11 protein-coding genes and 1 tRNA gene are annotated in these 13,514 nt (G+C 56.6%); all 12 read left to right on the forward strand.

Features of this window, described 5'->3' with window-relative positions; genetic code table 11:
- Positions 1-41 precede the first annotated feature (41 nt).
- The 12 genes from ACYVIA_RS10405 (at position 42) to ACYVIA_RS10460 (ending at position 13,395) form a co-directional block, all read left to right on the forward strand.
- Positions 42-118, forward strand: a tRNA-Val gene (locus tag ACYVIA_RS10405).
- 196 nt (positions 119-314) lie between these two features.
- Complete coding sequence (thrS, locus tag ACYVIA_RS10410; protein WP_460840541.1) at positions 315-2,222, forward strand: threonine--tRNA ligase; 1,908 nt, start codon at positions 315-317, stop codon at positions 2,220-2,222.
- A 59-nt stretch (positions 2,223-2,281) separates the two neighbouring features.
- The gene (gene infC, locus ACYVIA_RS10415; RefSeq protein WP_460840543.1) at positions 2,282-2,803 is read left to right on the forward strand and encodes a translation initiation factor IF-3; all 522 of its coding nucleotides are present in this window, start codon (positions 2,282-2,284) and stop codon (positions 2,801-2,803) included.
- Between the two features lie 156 nt (positions 2,804-2,959).
- Entirely contained in the window at positions 2,960-3,157 is a 198-nt protein-coding gene (gene rpmI, locus ACYVIA_RS10420) for a 50S ribosomal protein L35 (protein WP_324102518.1), read from the forward strand.
- An 18-nt stretch (positions 3,158-3,175) separates the two neighbouring features.
- On the forward strand, positions 3,176-3,535 hold the full coding sequence (gene rplT, locus ACYVIA_RS10425; protein ID WP_460840474.1) for a 50S ribosomal protein L20: 360 nt from the start codon (positions 3,176-3,178) through the stop codon (positions 3,533-3,535).
- Positions 3,536-3,662: 127 nt separating this feature from the next.
- Positions 3,663-4,679 (forward strand): phenylalanine--tRNA ligase subunit alpha, encoded by a 1,017-nt coding sequence (gene pheS, locus ACYVIA_RS10430; RefSeq protein ID WP_460840476.1) that lies wholly within the window; start codon positions 3,663-3,665, stop codon positions 4,677-4,679.
- A gap of 72 nt (positions 4,680-4,751) precedes the next feature.
- Positions 4,752-7,178, forward strand: coding sequence for a phenylalanine--tRNA ligase subunit beta (gene pheT / locus ACYVIA_RS10435; protein ID WP_460840478.1), 2,427 nt, complete (start codon positions 4,752-4,754; stop codon positions 7,176-7,178).
- Between the two features lie 31 nt (positions 7,179-7,209).
- Positions 7,210-7,623 carry an integration host factor subunit alpha gene (locus tag ACYVIA_RS10440; protein ID WP_460840480.1) on the forward strand — a complete coding sequence of 138 codons (414 nt, stop codon included), beginning with the start codon at positions 7,210-7,212 and terminating at the stop codon, positions 7,621-7,623.
- Positions 7,624-7,631: 8 nt separating this feature from the next.
- Positions 7,632-8,027 (forward strand): MerR family transcriptional regulator, encoded by a 396-nt coding sequence (locus ACYVIA_RS10445; protein WP_460840482.1) that lies wholly within the window; start codon positions 7,632-7,634, stop codon positions 8,025-8,027.
- A 672-nt stretch (positions 8,028-8,699) separates the two neighbouring features.
- A complete protein-coding gene (locus ACYVIA_RS10450) occupies positions 8,700-10,151 on the forward strand; it encodes a sigma-54 interaction domain-containing protein (protein ID WP_460840483.1) in 1,452 nt (483 codons plus the stop codon).
- 281 nt (positions 10,152-10,432) lie between these two features.
- Entirely contained in the window at positions 10,433-11,170 is a 738-nt protein-coding gene (fabG, locus tag ACYVIA_RS10455) for a 3-oxoacyl-ACP reductase FabG (RefSeq protein ID WP_460840486.1), read from the forward strand.
- A 104-nt stretch (positions 11,171-11,274) separates the two neighbouring features.
- Entirely contained in the window at positions 11,275-13,395 is a 2,121-nt protein-coding gene (locus tag ACYVIA_RS10460; RefSeq protein WP_460840487.1) for a D-(-)-3-hydroxybutyrate oligomer hydrolase, read from the forward strand.
- The last annotated feature ends 119 nt before the right edge of the window (positions 13,396-13,514 follow it).

Below are 13,514 nucleotides of genomic sequence, written 5' to 3' on the forward strand. Positions count from 1 at the left end.
CTAGCTAAAATGAAAAATTGCCGCTATAATTTCGCTTCTTTAGGCTCGTAGCTCAGCTGGTTAGAGCACTACCTTGACATGGTAGGGGTCGTTGGTTCGAGTCCAATCGAGCCTACCAACGAACAAGCAGTAATTTGTAAGAGCGAGAAAGGCAGCCCGGTTATGACACCGCGAACTACCACTAAAATGGTTTGTGAGCGACGCTAGTCGGGATCTTTTTCGTCATTGCAGTGAAAAAGCGCGGCTAGTCCGCGTTTTTTTTCGTCCGCAGTTTTCTTGCGTCAGTCATATCCCGCACTGACATGGAGCGCAAAATGATTTCAGTTCGACTTCCAGACGGTTCTCAGCGTCAATTCGACGTGCCGGTGACGGTGTCTCAAGTGGCTGCCAGCATTGGCGCTGGCCTTGCCAAGGCGGCTCTGGCTGGTCGCGTGGATGGCAAGCTGGTCGACACTTCGCATTTGATCGATCGCGACACCGATCTTGCAATTGTCACCGACAAGGATGCAGATGGGCTGGAAGTAATTCGTCATTCTACGGCGCACCTGCTGGCCTATGCGGTCAAGGAATTGTTCCCTGAGGCGCAGGTGACGATTGGACCGGTCATTGATAACGGCTTCTACTACGATTTTTCGTATAAGAGGCCTTTCACTCCGGAGGACCTGCAGGCAATTGAAAAAAAGATGGCCGAGCTCGCCAAAAAGGACGAGCCAGTAACGCGTAAAGTGCTTCCGCGCGACGAGGCGATAGCCTACTTCAAGTCGATTGGCGAGGTGTACAAGGCAGAGATCATCGAATCGATTCCGCAAGGCGAGGATGTCTCGCTTTATTCCGAAGGCAGGTTCACCGATCTCTGCCGCGGTCCCCATGTGCCTTCCACCGGCAAGTTGAAGGTATTCAAGCTGATGAAGGTGGCCGGCGCATACTGGCGCGGTGACTCCAAGAACGAGATGCTGCAGCGTATTTACGGGACTGCGTGGGCAAAAAAGGAGGAGCAGGAAGCCTATTTGCACATGCTGGAAGAGGCGGAGAAGCGTGACCACCGCAAGCTGGCCAAGTTGCTTGATCTTTTCCATTTTCAAGATGAGGCTCCGGGCCTGATTTTCTGGCATCCCAAGGGGTGGATCATCTGGCAGCAGGTTGAGCAGTACATGCGCCGCGTGTATCAGGAAAACGGCTACCAGGAGGTGAAGGCGCCGCAGATTCTCGACCGAACTTTGTGGGAAAAAACCGGGCACTGGGAGAATTACCGGGAAAACATGTTCGTGACCGAGTCGGAAAACCGCAATTACGCGCTCAAGCCGATGAATTGTCCGGGGCATGTGCAGATTTATAACTCCGACCTGCGCAGCTACCGGGATCTGCCGTTGCGGTATGGTGAGTTTGGGCAATGTCACCGAAACGAGCCATCCGGGGCGTTGCATGGGATTATGCGTGTGCGTGGCTTTACCCAGGATGACGGGCATATTTTCTGTACTGAAGAGCAGATTGAAGGCGAAGTGACGGCCTTTCATCAGCAGGCAATGCGCGTCTACAAGGATTTTGGCTTCACCGAAATTTCGATCAAGATTGCACTTCGTCCCGACAGTCGTATCGGCTCAGACGAAACCTGGGATCGAGCAGAGGAAACCTTGCGTTCTGCGCTGCGCGTTTGTGGCGTTACCTGGGAAGAGTTGCCGGGCGAGGGGGCATTCTACGGTCCGAAGATCGAGTACCACTTGAAGGACTCGCTCGGTCGTCCTTGGCAGGTTGGTACGATGCAGGTTGACTTCTCGATGCCTGGTCGTCTCGGCGCGGAATATGTGGCGGATGACAACACGCGTAAGGTGCCTGTGATGCTGCATCGGGCAATTGTCGGCTCGATGGAACGCTTTGTGGGCATCCTGATCGAAAATCACGCTGGCGCAATGCCGCTGTGGTTGGCGCCGGTACAGGTGGCGGTCTTGAATATCTCCGATGCACAGGCTGACTATGCTCAAGGCATCGCACAAAACCTGAAAAAACAAGGGTTTAGGGTGCATCTCGATTTGCGCAACGAGAAAATAACCTATAAAATACGCGAGCATTCCATGCAAAAATTGCCTTATATCGTCGTAGTCGGCGACAAGGAGCGGGATGCACACACAGTGGCCGTGCGTGCGCGAGGCAACGTCGACTTGGGTGTAATGCCGGTTGGCGCACTGGTGGAGCGACTAAAAAGTGAAGTCGACACCAAAGTCTGAGGGTAAACCCTTCAAGCGCGAAGCACGGCTTAATTATTTGATTTTTAAAGGAAACTGCAATAGCTACTGAAAAGTCGCATCGCATTAACGGCGAAATTACTGTGCCGGAATTGCGTCTCACTGGGGTTAATAACGAACCTCTTGGTATCGTCAGTCTTGCTGAAGCTTTCCGCTTGGCGGAAGAGGCAAATGTCGATTTGGTGGAGATTGCACCTACCGCGAATCCGCCGGTTTGTCGCTTGATGGACTACGGCAAGTTCAAATATCAGGAGCAGAAGAAAGCCCACGAGGCGAAGCTGAAGCAAAAGGTTATCCAGGTCAAGGAAGTTAAATTCCGTCCGGGGACTGATGATGGTGACTACAACATCAAGTTGCGTAACCTGATCAAGTTCCTTGAGGAAGGTGACAAGACCAAGATCACTTTACGGTTCCGTGGGCGTGAGATGGCGCATCAGGATATCGGTATGCGGATGCTGGAGCGCTTGAAGTCCGACCTCGAGCCGCACGGCCAAGTCGAGCAGTTTCCCAAGATGGAAGGTCGCCAGATGGTGATGGTGCTGGCGCCCAAGAAGAAAAAATAGAATTCGTGCTTCCTGCTCAGAGATGAACAGGTCGCGCAAATAGTGGCGGCATCAGTTCGCCACTCAACAAGTGAAAGCAGGCATCCAAGAGCAATGAAGTATTGCCACCTGCAATCATGTTAAAAAACGGAGCTGTCCGAGAGGACAGATATTGTCATGCCAAAAATGAAGACGAAGAGCAGCGCGAAAAAGCGCTTTCGCGTGCGTCCGGGCGGTACCGTCAAGCGCGGTCAAGCCTTCAAGCGTCATATCCTGACCAAGAAAACCACCAAGAACAAACGCCAATTGCGCGGTGCAGTGGACGTTCATGAGACAAACATGGACTCCATCCGCGCAATGATGCCGTTCGCTTAACCTCACCAAGGAGCTAATATGCCTCGAGTAAAACGTGGGGTTACCGCACGGGCCCGTCATAAGAAAGTTCTTGACCAAGCCAAAGGCTATCGTGGTCGTCGCAGTACCGTATTCCGCATCGCCAAGCAGGCGGTCATGCGTGCCGGTCAGTATGCATACCGTGACCGCCGTAACAAGAAGCGCGTGTTCCGTGCGCTGTGGATTACCCGTATCAACGCAGCTACGCGCGAGCATGGTGTTACATACAGCGTGTTCATGAACGGCCTCAAGAAAGCCAACATCGGCCTTGACCGCAAGGTTCTGGCAGATATGGCTGTGATGGACAAGCCGGCATTTGCCGCCATTGTCAACCAGGTGAAGGCCAACATCGCTGCTTGAGTGTTGTGATCGCATGTGCCGTCGGACGGCGGCACTGCAAAGATAAGCGGGGCAGAGGTCACACACCTGTGCCCCGTTTTATTTTGAATCGTCGTTTTTAGACGCCTTTTCGGGGCGAAAAAGCCGCATGAATTCCCTAGAACAAATTGTTGTCCAAGCACAAACCGATTTTGCTGCTGCAGAAGATGCGACGGCGCTGGAGAATGCGAAGGCCAAATACCTGGGCAAAACCGGGCAGATCACCGAACAGATGAAGGGCTTGGGCAAGCTTGCGCCGGAGGAGCGCAAGGTGCAAGGTGCAATCATCAATGCGGCCAAGGAAAAGATCGAGGCGGCGCTGAACGCACGGCGCGAAGCGCTGGCAGATGCGCAGATGCAGGCACGCCTGAATGCAGAAGCCATTGATGTGACACTGCCGGGGCGCGGGTGCGGCAAGGGTGGCATTCATCCGGTAATGCGCACCTGGGAACGCGTCGAAGAAATTTTTCGCTCAATCGGGTTCGATGTGGCCGATGGCCCTGAGATCGAAACTGACTGGACCAATTTCACCGCTCTGAACAGTCCGGAGAATCATCCGGCACGTTCGATGCAGGACACGTTCTATGTGGACGGCAAGGATACGCAGGGCAAACCATTGCTGCTGCGTACGCATACTAGTCCGATGCAGGTGCGCTATGCCCGCATGAACAAACCGCCGATCAAGGTGATCGCGCCTGGACGTACCTATCGCGTCGACAGCGATGCGACGCACTCACCGATGTTTCATCAGGTAGAGGGCCTGTGGATCGCCGATGACATCAGTTTTGCAGACCTCAAGGGCGTGTACCTGAATTTTGTGAAAGCGTTCTTTGAGACGGATGACCTGCAGGTGCGCTTCCGCCCGTCCTACTTCCCGTTTACAGAGCCTTCTGCCGAGATTGACATTGCTTTCGGTAGCGGCCCCCTGAAGGGGCGTTGGCTTGAAGTGTCCGGCGCAGGGCAGGTGCATCCCACCGTGGTGCGCAACATGGGTCTCGATCCAGAGCAGTTCATCGGTTTTGCGTTCGGCTCCGGCCTTGAGCGCCTGACGATGCTGCGCTACGGGATCAATGACCTGCGCCTGTTCTACGAAGGCGATCTGCGCTTCCTGAAACAATTCAACTAATACTCCTCGCTGAGGCGGCTGCTCCTGCAGGAAAGGCTGCCTTTGTGGATTCTGTGGCTGAAGGTCTTTACTATGCAATTCTCCGAGAGCTGGCTCCGTACCCTGGTTGATCCGAAGATGACTTCGGACGAGTTGTCGCACCTGTTGACGATGTCGGGGCTAGAGGTGGAAGAGGTCGAACCCGTCGCTCCGCCATTTTCGAACGTCGTCGTGGCGAAAGTTGTGGAGGTCGCCAAGCATCCGAATGCCGATCGCCTTAACGTGTGCCAGGTCGATGCCGGTACGGGCACCTTGCTCAACATCGTTTGTGGTGCGCCAAACGTGCGCGCCGGTATGAAGGTGGCATGTGCGTTGGCCGGGGCGAAGCTCCCTCCGGGCGAGGACGGCAAGCCATTTGAAATCAAGGTCGGGAAGTTGCGTGGTGTCGAATCGCAGGGAATGCTGTGCTCCGCGCGCGAACTGAAGCTGTCGGATGAGCATAGCGGTTTGCTCGACCTGCCGGAAGACGCGCCGGTGGGCCAGAACTTCCGCGATTATTACCAGTTGAATGACCTGAAGTTTACGATCAAACTCACGCCGAACAAGGCGGACTGCCTGTCGGTGCTGGGCGTTGCTCGCGAAGTTGCCGCGCTGACCGGAGTGCCTCTGAAGGCACCGACATTCAAGGCAGTTACAGTCAATTCGCAGGAAAAATTGCCGGTCAAGGTTTCCGCGCCTGACTTGTGCGGCCGTTTTTCGGGCCGGATCATTCGTGGTGTAAATGCGCGTGCTCAGACGCCGGACTGGATGAAGCGGCGCTTGGAGCGCAGCGGTCAGCGCCCGATTTCTGCGCTGGTGGATATTTCAAACTATGTCATGCTCGAGTTGGGGCGTCCGACCCATGTGTTCGATCTGGACAAGATCCATGGTGGCCTGGATGTGCGCTGGGGCAAGGCGGGCGAGTCGCTCAAGTTGTTGAACGGAAATACCGTCGAGGTGGACGACTGGGTCGGTGTCATTGCAGACAACAAGGAAATCGAATCACTGGCCGGTATCATGGGCGGTGATTCCACTGCTGTATCTCTTGATACAACCAACATCTATCTTGAGGCGGCATTCTGGTGGCCGCAGGCGATTCAGGGGCGGGCACGTCGTTACAATTTTTCGACAGATGCAGCGCATCGATTCGAGCGCGGGGTCGACTACGCCACCACGGTCGAGCATATCGAGCGCATTACTGCATTGATTGTGGAGATCTGCGGCGGCAAGGAAACACAGGTCGGACCGGTGGACGACCACGTCATTAATCTGCCCGAGCGCAAGCCGGTGACCGTCCGCACTGCACGTGCGGTGAAAGTGATCGGTGTGTCGATCAGCGATCCACAGATTGCCGATATCTTCACGCGCCTCGGACTCGAGTTCACGCAAGGGGAAGGTACGTTTACGGTCGTACCGCCGTCCTTCCGCTTCGACATCGAAATCGAGGAAGATCTGATCGAGGAGATCGCGCGCGTCTACGGCTTCGAGAATATTCCGGCGCTGCCGCCGGTGGCACCGAACATGATGCGCCTCGCACCGGAGAATTCGCGCTCTTTGTTTGCCATCCGCCGGCAGCTCGCGGATGCGGACTATCAGGAAGTTGTGAACTTCAGCTTCGTCGAGGAGGCGTGGGAAGCGGATTTTGCTTCAAATACCAATCCGATCCGTTTGCTGAACCCGATTGCAAGCCAGATGGGTGTCATGCGTTCATCGCTGGTTGCAAGCCTGGTGGCCAATGTGCGCTACAACCTCAATCGCAAGCTCAATCGCGTGCGCCTGTTCGAAGTCGGCGCGGTGTTCCTGCGCAGCTCCAGCATTCAGGACGGGCCGTTGTCGGTCGCGGGCTACGACCAGCCCAAGCGCGTTGCGGCTATCGCGTATGGTCCAGTGGCGGATGAGCAGTGGGGACAGGCGACGCGCAATGTCGACTATTTTGACGTAAAGGCTGACCTTGAAGCGCTGTTCGCCCCCGTGGCTTTGCAGTTTGTCAAGGCTGAGCACCCGGCGCTGCATCCGGGCCGTTCGGCGCAGATTCTTGTTGACGGCAAGGTCGTCGGCTTTATCGGGGAATTGCACCCGCGCTGGCAGCAAAAGTATGACCTTCCGCTTGCGCCGGTTGTTTTTGAGGTGGATGCGGCTGCGTTGCAAAAGCGAGAAGTGCCGGTTTACCGCGAAATTTCGAAGTTCCCGGCAGTTACGCGCGACATCGCTGTGGTTGTCAAACAATCTGTGCCGATGCAGGATTTGATGGACGCTTTCATTGCCGAACGGCAAGCGAATCCCGCCTGTGCTATCATGCAAGCCATTGTTTTATTTGATGAATATCGTGGCAAGGGGCTGGAAAATGACGAAAAAAGCCTTGCTTTCCGTTTCACATTGCAAGATACTCAGACTACTCTGCAAGACGACAAAGTGGATGCCGCAATGGCTGCATTTGTCGCATGCGTCGAGAAAAAACATGGCGCCAAACTGCGTGCGTGAAGTGTAGGTGCATGCAGGGACCACAACGACTATGAATGACGTGAACTCAGCCGAATTTCAATCCGTGTTGGCCGCCGATCTCGATCGTGCGATGCAGGAGGCGCAGGCGCGTACGCAGGCTGAAAAAGACCTGCCGACACTGACGAAGGCCGAGCTGGCAGAATTGCTTTTTGAGCAAGTCGGCCTGAACAAGCGCGAAGCGAAGGATATGGTCGAGACATTTTTCGACGAGATCCGCAATGCGCTGGAGCGTGGCGAAGCAGTGAAGCTCTCCGGATTCGGCAATTTCCAGCTGCGTGACAAGCCTCAGCGTCCCGGTCGCAATCCAAAGACCGGAGAAGAAATTCCGATCACCGCGCGTCGCGTGGTGACCTTCCATGCGAGCCAGAAGCTGAAAGGCATGGTGGAAGTCGCCAGCCAGAAGCCACTTGCTCGCGTCGCCTGATCTAAGCCATGGCCGAGCGTCCAGTCAAATCCGATGCTGTCGTTTTGCCGCCGATTCCGGCAAAGCGCTACTTCACGATTGGCGAGGTCAGCGACCTTTGCGGCGTAAAGCCGCACGTACTGCGTTACTGGGAGCAGGAGTTTACGCAGTTGAAACCGGTGAAGCGGCGCGGGAACAGGCGTTATTACCAGCATCACGAGGTGCTGTTGATTCGTCGTATCCGTGAATTGTTGTACGAGCAGGGATTTACGATCAGCGGCGCGCGAAACAAGCTCGACAGTCGCATGGCGAATGGCAATGGGGAAGACGACCTGACTGCCGGCCTGCCACCGCTCGAGGTCAATACGGTCGCAATCCGCAATGAACTGTCCGAGATCCTGGATCTTCTGAAGCGATCGTCATGATGACGCCGACGCGATCGGCGCTCTCGGATTTCTGATAAAGCCGCTTTCCAGCGGCTTTTTTTGTGTTTTCGGCCAGAGCGTCTCTCATGCGCAGGTTAGGGCGTGCTGTCACCGCTTCTGCATGTGTGCGCTCCTGAAAAATGGCGCCCGTCACTATCGGCCTGATTCTGCGATGCTCCACGCGCCCAGCCTATGGTGTAATCCAGATGCGCCTTGCCAGAATTTTTAACTTTCCCGTTCTGCCAATAGTGGAAACCACGGATGCACGCTGCTTCAGGCTTGCATCTATAATCCGCCCAAATGGCATTGGCAGTCTTGCATGCGTGAGGATGCTTGATTTTGTGTACAGAGGCGGGTCGGACACGCGGCGTTCACGCAATTCCCCATGCGAGAGTCCTGAATGTGGGCGCCCTCGCATAATGCCGAAACAGGCACTCCGCCGTCTCGCGAACGCGTTGCAAATGCCAGGACATCACGCGAATTTGCGTTCTGCCCTGGCCTGACGCCCGCTGCATGAGTCATCTGGTCAGTGCACCTCTTGCTCGGGGCATTGGCCAGCAACGGCTCTCATTCCGGCTTTTGCCAGCACCGGACCGGAACCGCTGTATTGCACGGAACCCAGAATAAATGCGCCGAATACTCTTCGGCGTCACAGAACATGGTGGAGATGATATGAAAACGTCTGTCGGTTCGTCGTGGGATGTGGACAAATTTCTGCAGGTGGGCATGCAGTCCTTGCTGGATCTCTTTGACGATTCCTGCGAAGGAACGATGGCGGTTGACGACCAGGGGCGCATCGCCTGGATGAATGACAAATATGCCGCCTTCCTCGGGCTCAAGGAGGGACCGGACGCTGCGCTGGGCAAGGCGGTGGAAGAGGTCATTCCCAACAGCCGCATGCGGGAAGTCGTACAGACCGGTAAGCCTATCCTGCTCGATATCATGATGATTCGCGACCAGCCGCTGGTCGTCATGCGTATCCCGTTGAAGGACGATTCCGGCCGCGTGGTCGGTGCACTCGGTTTTGCTCTGTACGACCGGCTGCAACGGCTCAAGCCCCTGGTGTCCAAGTTCGCGGAGCTGCAATGGGCGCTGGCGAACACCCAGAAAGAACTCGCGCAGCTGCGCCATACCAAGTATTCGATCTCCAGTTTCATTGGAGTGAGTCCGGCCTCGCTTGAGCTCAAACATCGTGCGCGGCGTGCGGCGCAACTCGATACGACAGTGCTGCTGCTGGGTGAGACGGGCACCGGCAAGGAGCTGCTCGCGCATGGCATTCATGCGGCGTCCGGCCGCGCCGGTCGTCCTTTTGTGGGCGTCAATATCGCTGCCGTGCCGGAGTCGCTGCTCGAGGCAGAGTTTTTTGGTGTGGCGCCCGGTGCCTATACCGGTGCTGACCGCAAGGGGCGCGACGGCAAGTTCAAGATCGCCGATGGGGGCACGCTGTTCCTCGATGAAGTGGGAGACATGCCATTGCAGGTGCAGGCAAAACTGCTTCGCGTTTTGCAGGAACAGGAGATCGAGCCGCTTGGTTCCAACCGGATCACGAAGGTGGACGTGCGTGTCATTGCCGCGACGAGCCACGACCTGAAACAGCTGGTTGCGGATGGAAAATTCCGCTCTGATCTGTACTACAGGTTGAACGTGCTTCCGATCGTGCTGCCGCCATTGCGCGAGCGTATTGCGGACCTCGATGCCTTGTGTGAGCACCTGCTCGAACAGATTGCAACCCGCACCGGCATGCCGCAACGCGAACTCACACCGTCAGCCCGGGCTTTCCTCGCGTCGTACAGCTGGCCGGGCAATGTGCGCGAGCTCCGTAACGCGTTGGAGCAGGCAGGCATGGTGACGGACAGCATTGCGCTGTCGGCGGAAGACTTTGCCTCGATACTTCCGGAAGAGGACAAGAAACCGTCCATGGTGCAGACGCCTGCGGCCGACGCGCGCGCCGGTCAGGCATCCATCCGGCCGCTCGCCGAGGCTGTGGCAGAGGTGGAGAAGAACTTGATTCAGGCGGCACTCGAGAGCAGCGCCGGAAACAAGGCGCTGGCGGCGCGGCAGTTGGGAATATCCCGGGCAACGCTCTATCAAAAGATTGTTGATTTCAAGCTGTTGTCCAATTAATGGACACCTGTCCGAATCCTGTACATATCGCAAAGGCGTTATTATTCAACGACATAACAAGATATAAGCTGCGAGTGTATGGTTTGTAGACACATTTCTTCCGTGGCGTCGCTCCAAGATCCTTTCTGTTTTCCTTTTTTTTCTATCTTTTCCTTTTAATTCAAAGACTTGCGTGCGCTGGCATGGCGATTGCAGTAGCAACACTGATCGCGAAGGCAAGTGTGTTGCCATGCTTTTGATGGTGCCGGACCTTCGATACAAGAACACAGCGGAGAGAAAAAGTGCGACTCACAAACAAGGTAGCTCTCATTACCGGCGCAAGCAGGGGAATTGGCAAGGCAACTGCGCTCAAGTTTGCCAAGGAAGGCGCAAAGCTCGTTGTTTGTGATCTTGATGATGCAGTGGCAGAGACCGTTGCGGAAATCCGTCTGCAGGATGGGCAGGCCCTCGGCTTCAAGGTGGACGTGACGAAGCCTGACAGCATCGAGGCGATGGTGAACGGCGCCCTGACGACGTTCGGACAGATTGACGTGCTGGTAAATAACGCGGGAATCGTCGCTGACGCGCAGTTGAAGAAGATGACCGACGAGCAGTTTGACCGCGTGATCGACGTCAACCTGAAGGGTACCTTCAACTGCACCCGTGCAGTTGTGGACGCGATGATCGAGCGGAAATCGGGCGTGATCCTCAATGCATCGTCGATCGTCGGCATCTACGGAAATTTCGGCCAGACCAACTATGCCGCAAGCAAGTTCGGTGTGATCGGCATGGCGAAAACCTGGGCGCGCGAACTGGGCAAGTACGGCATCCGCGTTAACGCCGTATGCCCGGGATTCATCGAGACGACGATCATCAAGGACATCCCGGAAAAAGTGATCCGGATGATGGAAGAGCGGGTGCCGTTGGGGCGGTTGGGCAAGCCGGAAGAGATTGCGAATACGTTTGCTTTCCTGGCATCCGATGAGGCGAGCTATATCAATGGCGCCGTCATTGAAGTTTGCGGTGGCATGACCCTGTAGCGTTTTGTTTCAAGTAGTAGTGATGCTGTAGTACGTAGTTCCATAAGAAAAAATCATCGATTGACCGGCTGGCGACAACCGGAAATTTCAAGGAGCGAGACAACATGGCAACACGTAAAACTTTGTGCATTACATTTGTCGTGTCCGCGGGCCTGCTCGCGGTGCACGGCGGGGCTGTGGCTGACGAAATCAATCGCAAGCCGGATTTTCTCGGCCCGATACAGAAGGCAAGCTACGACGGCGTCAACGATGACCTGCTGACGGCGGGTCTTGGATGGACGGGCATCCAGGGGGCGGCGCCTGCATATGCCGATCCCGCAAATCCCACTGCGGCCGAGTTGCGCCGCAATACGATTCACTCCAACTACCGCGCACTGGTCGACGTCACCACGAACGGTGGCTATGGACGCCTGTTCGGGCCCAACGTCGACAACAGTGGCAATGCGGTGCTTGGCGACGGCAAGATCGCCGGCGATGAATACATCGCCTACGCAGATGACGGCAGCGGCCGGGTCAATGTGACCTTGATGGTGCAGGTGCCGGCCAACTTTGACAAATTCAATCCGTGCATCGTGACCGCGACATCGTCGGGTTCGCGCGGCGTGTATGGTGCGATCGGCACGGCAGGGGACTGGGGGCTGAAGCAGCGTTGCGCGGTTGCCTACAGCGACAAGGGCAGCGGCATCGGTTTCCACGATCTGCAGTCCGATACCGTCAACCTGATGAACGGCACGCGAGCCAATGCCGATGCGGCAGGCAAGGCGTCGAATTTCACCGCCCAGCTCAAGGGCCGGGAGCGGGCCGCGTTCAACGCTGCCTTCCCCAACCGTTTTGCAATCAAGCAGGCGCACTCGCAGCAAAATTCCGAACGCGACTGGGGCAAATACACCTTGCAGGCAGTCGAGTTTGCGTTCTATGTGCTCAACGAAAAATTCGGCGACACTTCCAAGAACGGTAAACGCCAGGTCACCATAACGCCGGCCAACACCATCGTCATTGCTTCCAGCGCGTCCAACGGTGGCGGCGCGGCGCTGCTTGCAGCCGAGCAGGACAGGAAGGGGCTGATCGATGGTGTCGCGGTATCCGAGCCGGTGGCGGAAGTTGCATTGAACCCGGCACTGTCCATCAAGCGTGGAAACGCGGCAGTGAGCGGCGCAGGCAAGCACCTGTTCGATACGATCACGACAGCAAACCTGTATCAGGCGTGTGCGGCGTTGTCGCCATCCTTGGCAGCGTCGCCTTTGGCAGTACTGGTCAATCCAGTGCTGGCAGCCAACCGCTGCACCGCACTGAAAGCGAAAGGGCTGTTGGCCGGCAGCACCCAGCTGGAACAGGCAAATGAATCGCTGCAGAAGCTGCGCGATGCAGGATGGGAGGCTGACTCCGACCTGCTGCATGCATCGCATTACGGGACCTTCGCCATTCTCGCGCCGTTCTACGCCAATATGTACGGCAAGTTCAGCGTCACGGACAACGTGTGCGGTTACAGTTTTGCGCCGACGGCGGCAACCGGTGCGATCACGACGCTGTCCGCGGTGCAGGACGCGCAACTGTTCGCCACGGCGAACGGCACGCCGAGCGGCGGCCTCGGGCTCGTGAACAACAATGCCGTGGGTGGTCCCGTTGCCGATGCGTTCTCCGTCTCGCCTTCCACCAACGCGATGGATTACAACATCGACGGCGCGATCTGCCTGCGCAATCTAGCACTGGGCATCGACATCACGACCGGCGCACGGTTGACCGGGAAAGCTGCAGCGGACTCACGGCGCGTGCGTGCAGGGATGGAGGATGTGCTGCGTAGCGCCAATCTGCGCGGCAAGCCGGCCATCATCGTGCATGGCCGCAACGACACGCTGATCCCGGTTAACCACAACTCGCGGGCCTACTTCGCTGCCAACAAGTTTGCAGAAGGTGGTGCAAGCAAGCTCTCGTATGTGGAAATCACGAACGCGCAGCATTTCGATGCGTTCCTTGGCTTTCCAGGTTATGACACGCGGTTGATTCCGATTCATGCGTATCACATCCAGGCGATGAACCTGATGTATGCCCACTTGAAGAATGGCGCGGCACTGCCGCCGAGCCAGGTGATCCGCACGGTACCGCGCGGAGGCACACCGGGCGCGGCACCAGCACTGACCAGCGCAAACCTGCCGCCGATCCTCACTATGCCGGCATCCGGGGACCGGATCACGTTCTCGAACAACACGGCGATGATCCCGGAGTAAGCAACACGGAGTAATGCAGCAGGGTTGAAGTAAATAGAAGGGCGCTTTCCGCTCAGGCGGAAAGCGCAGCAGAGGCGCGTTCTGCACACCGTCGAAAATCGGCGAAAAGCGCAACAAGC

This window comes from Noviherbaspirillum agri (assembly GCF_054780595.1).

Bases quoted from the DNA above. Each gene is read 5' to 3' on its own strand.
- thrS (WP_460840541.1), top strand. From the start codon at position 315: ATGATTTCAGTTCGACTTCCAGACGGTTCTCAGCGTCAATTCGACGTG.
- ACYVIA_RS10440 (WP_460840480.1), top strand. From the start codon at position 7,210: ATGAATGACGTGAACTCAGCCGAATTTCAATCCGTGTTGGCCGCCGAT.
- ACYVIA_RS10445 (WP_460840482.1), top strand. From the start codon at position 7,632: ATGGCCGAGCGTCCAGTCAAATCCGATGCTGTCGTTTTGCCGCCGATT.
- pheS (WP_460840476.1), top strand. From the start codon at position 3,663: ATGAATTCCCTAGAACAAATTGTTGTCCAAGCACAAACCGATTTTGCT.
- ACYVIA_RS10450 (WP_460840483.1), top strand. From the start codon at position 8,700: ATGAAAACGTCTGTCGGTTCGTCGTGGGATGTGGACAAATTTCTGCAG.
- rpmI (WP_324102518.1), top strand. From the start codon at position 2,960: ATGCCAAAAATGAAGACGAAGAGCAGCGCGAAAAAGCGCTTTCGCGTG.
- rplT (WP_460840474.1), top strand. From the start codon at position 3,176: ATGCCTCGAGTAAAACGTGGGGTTACCGCACGGGCCCGTCATAAGAAA.
- pheT (WP_460840478.1), top strand. From the start codon at position 4,752: ATGCAATTCTCCGAGAGCTGGCTCCGTACCCTGGTTGATCCGAAGATG.
- ACYVIA_RS10460 (WP_460840487.1), top strand. From the start codon at position 11,275: ATGGCAACACGTAAAACTTTGTGCATTACATTTGTCGTGTCCGCGGGC.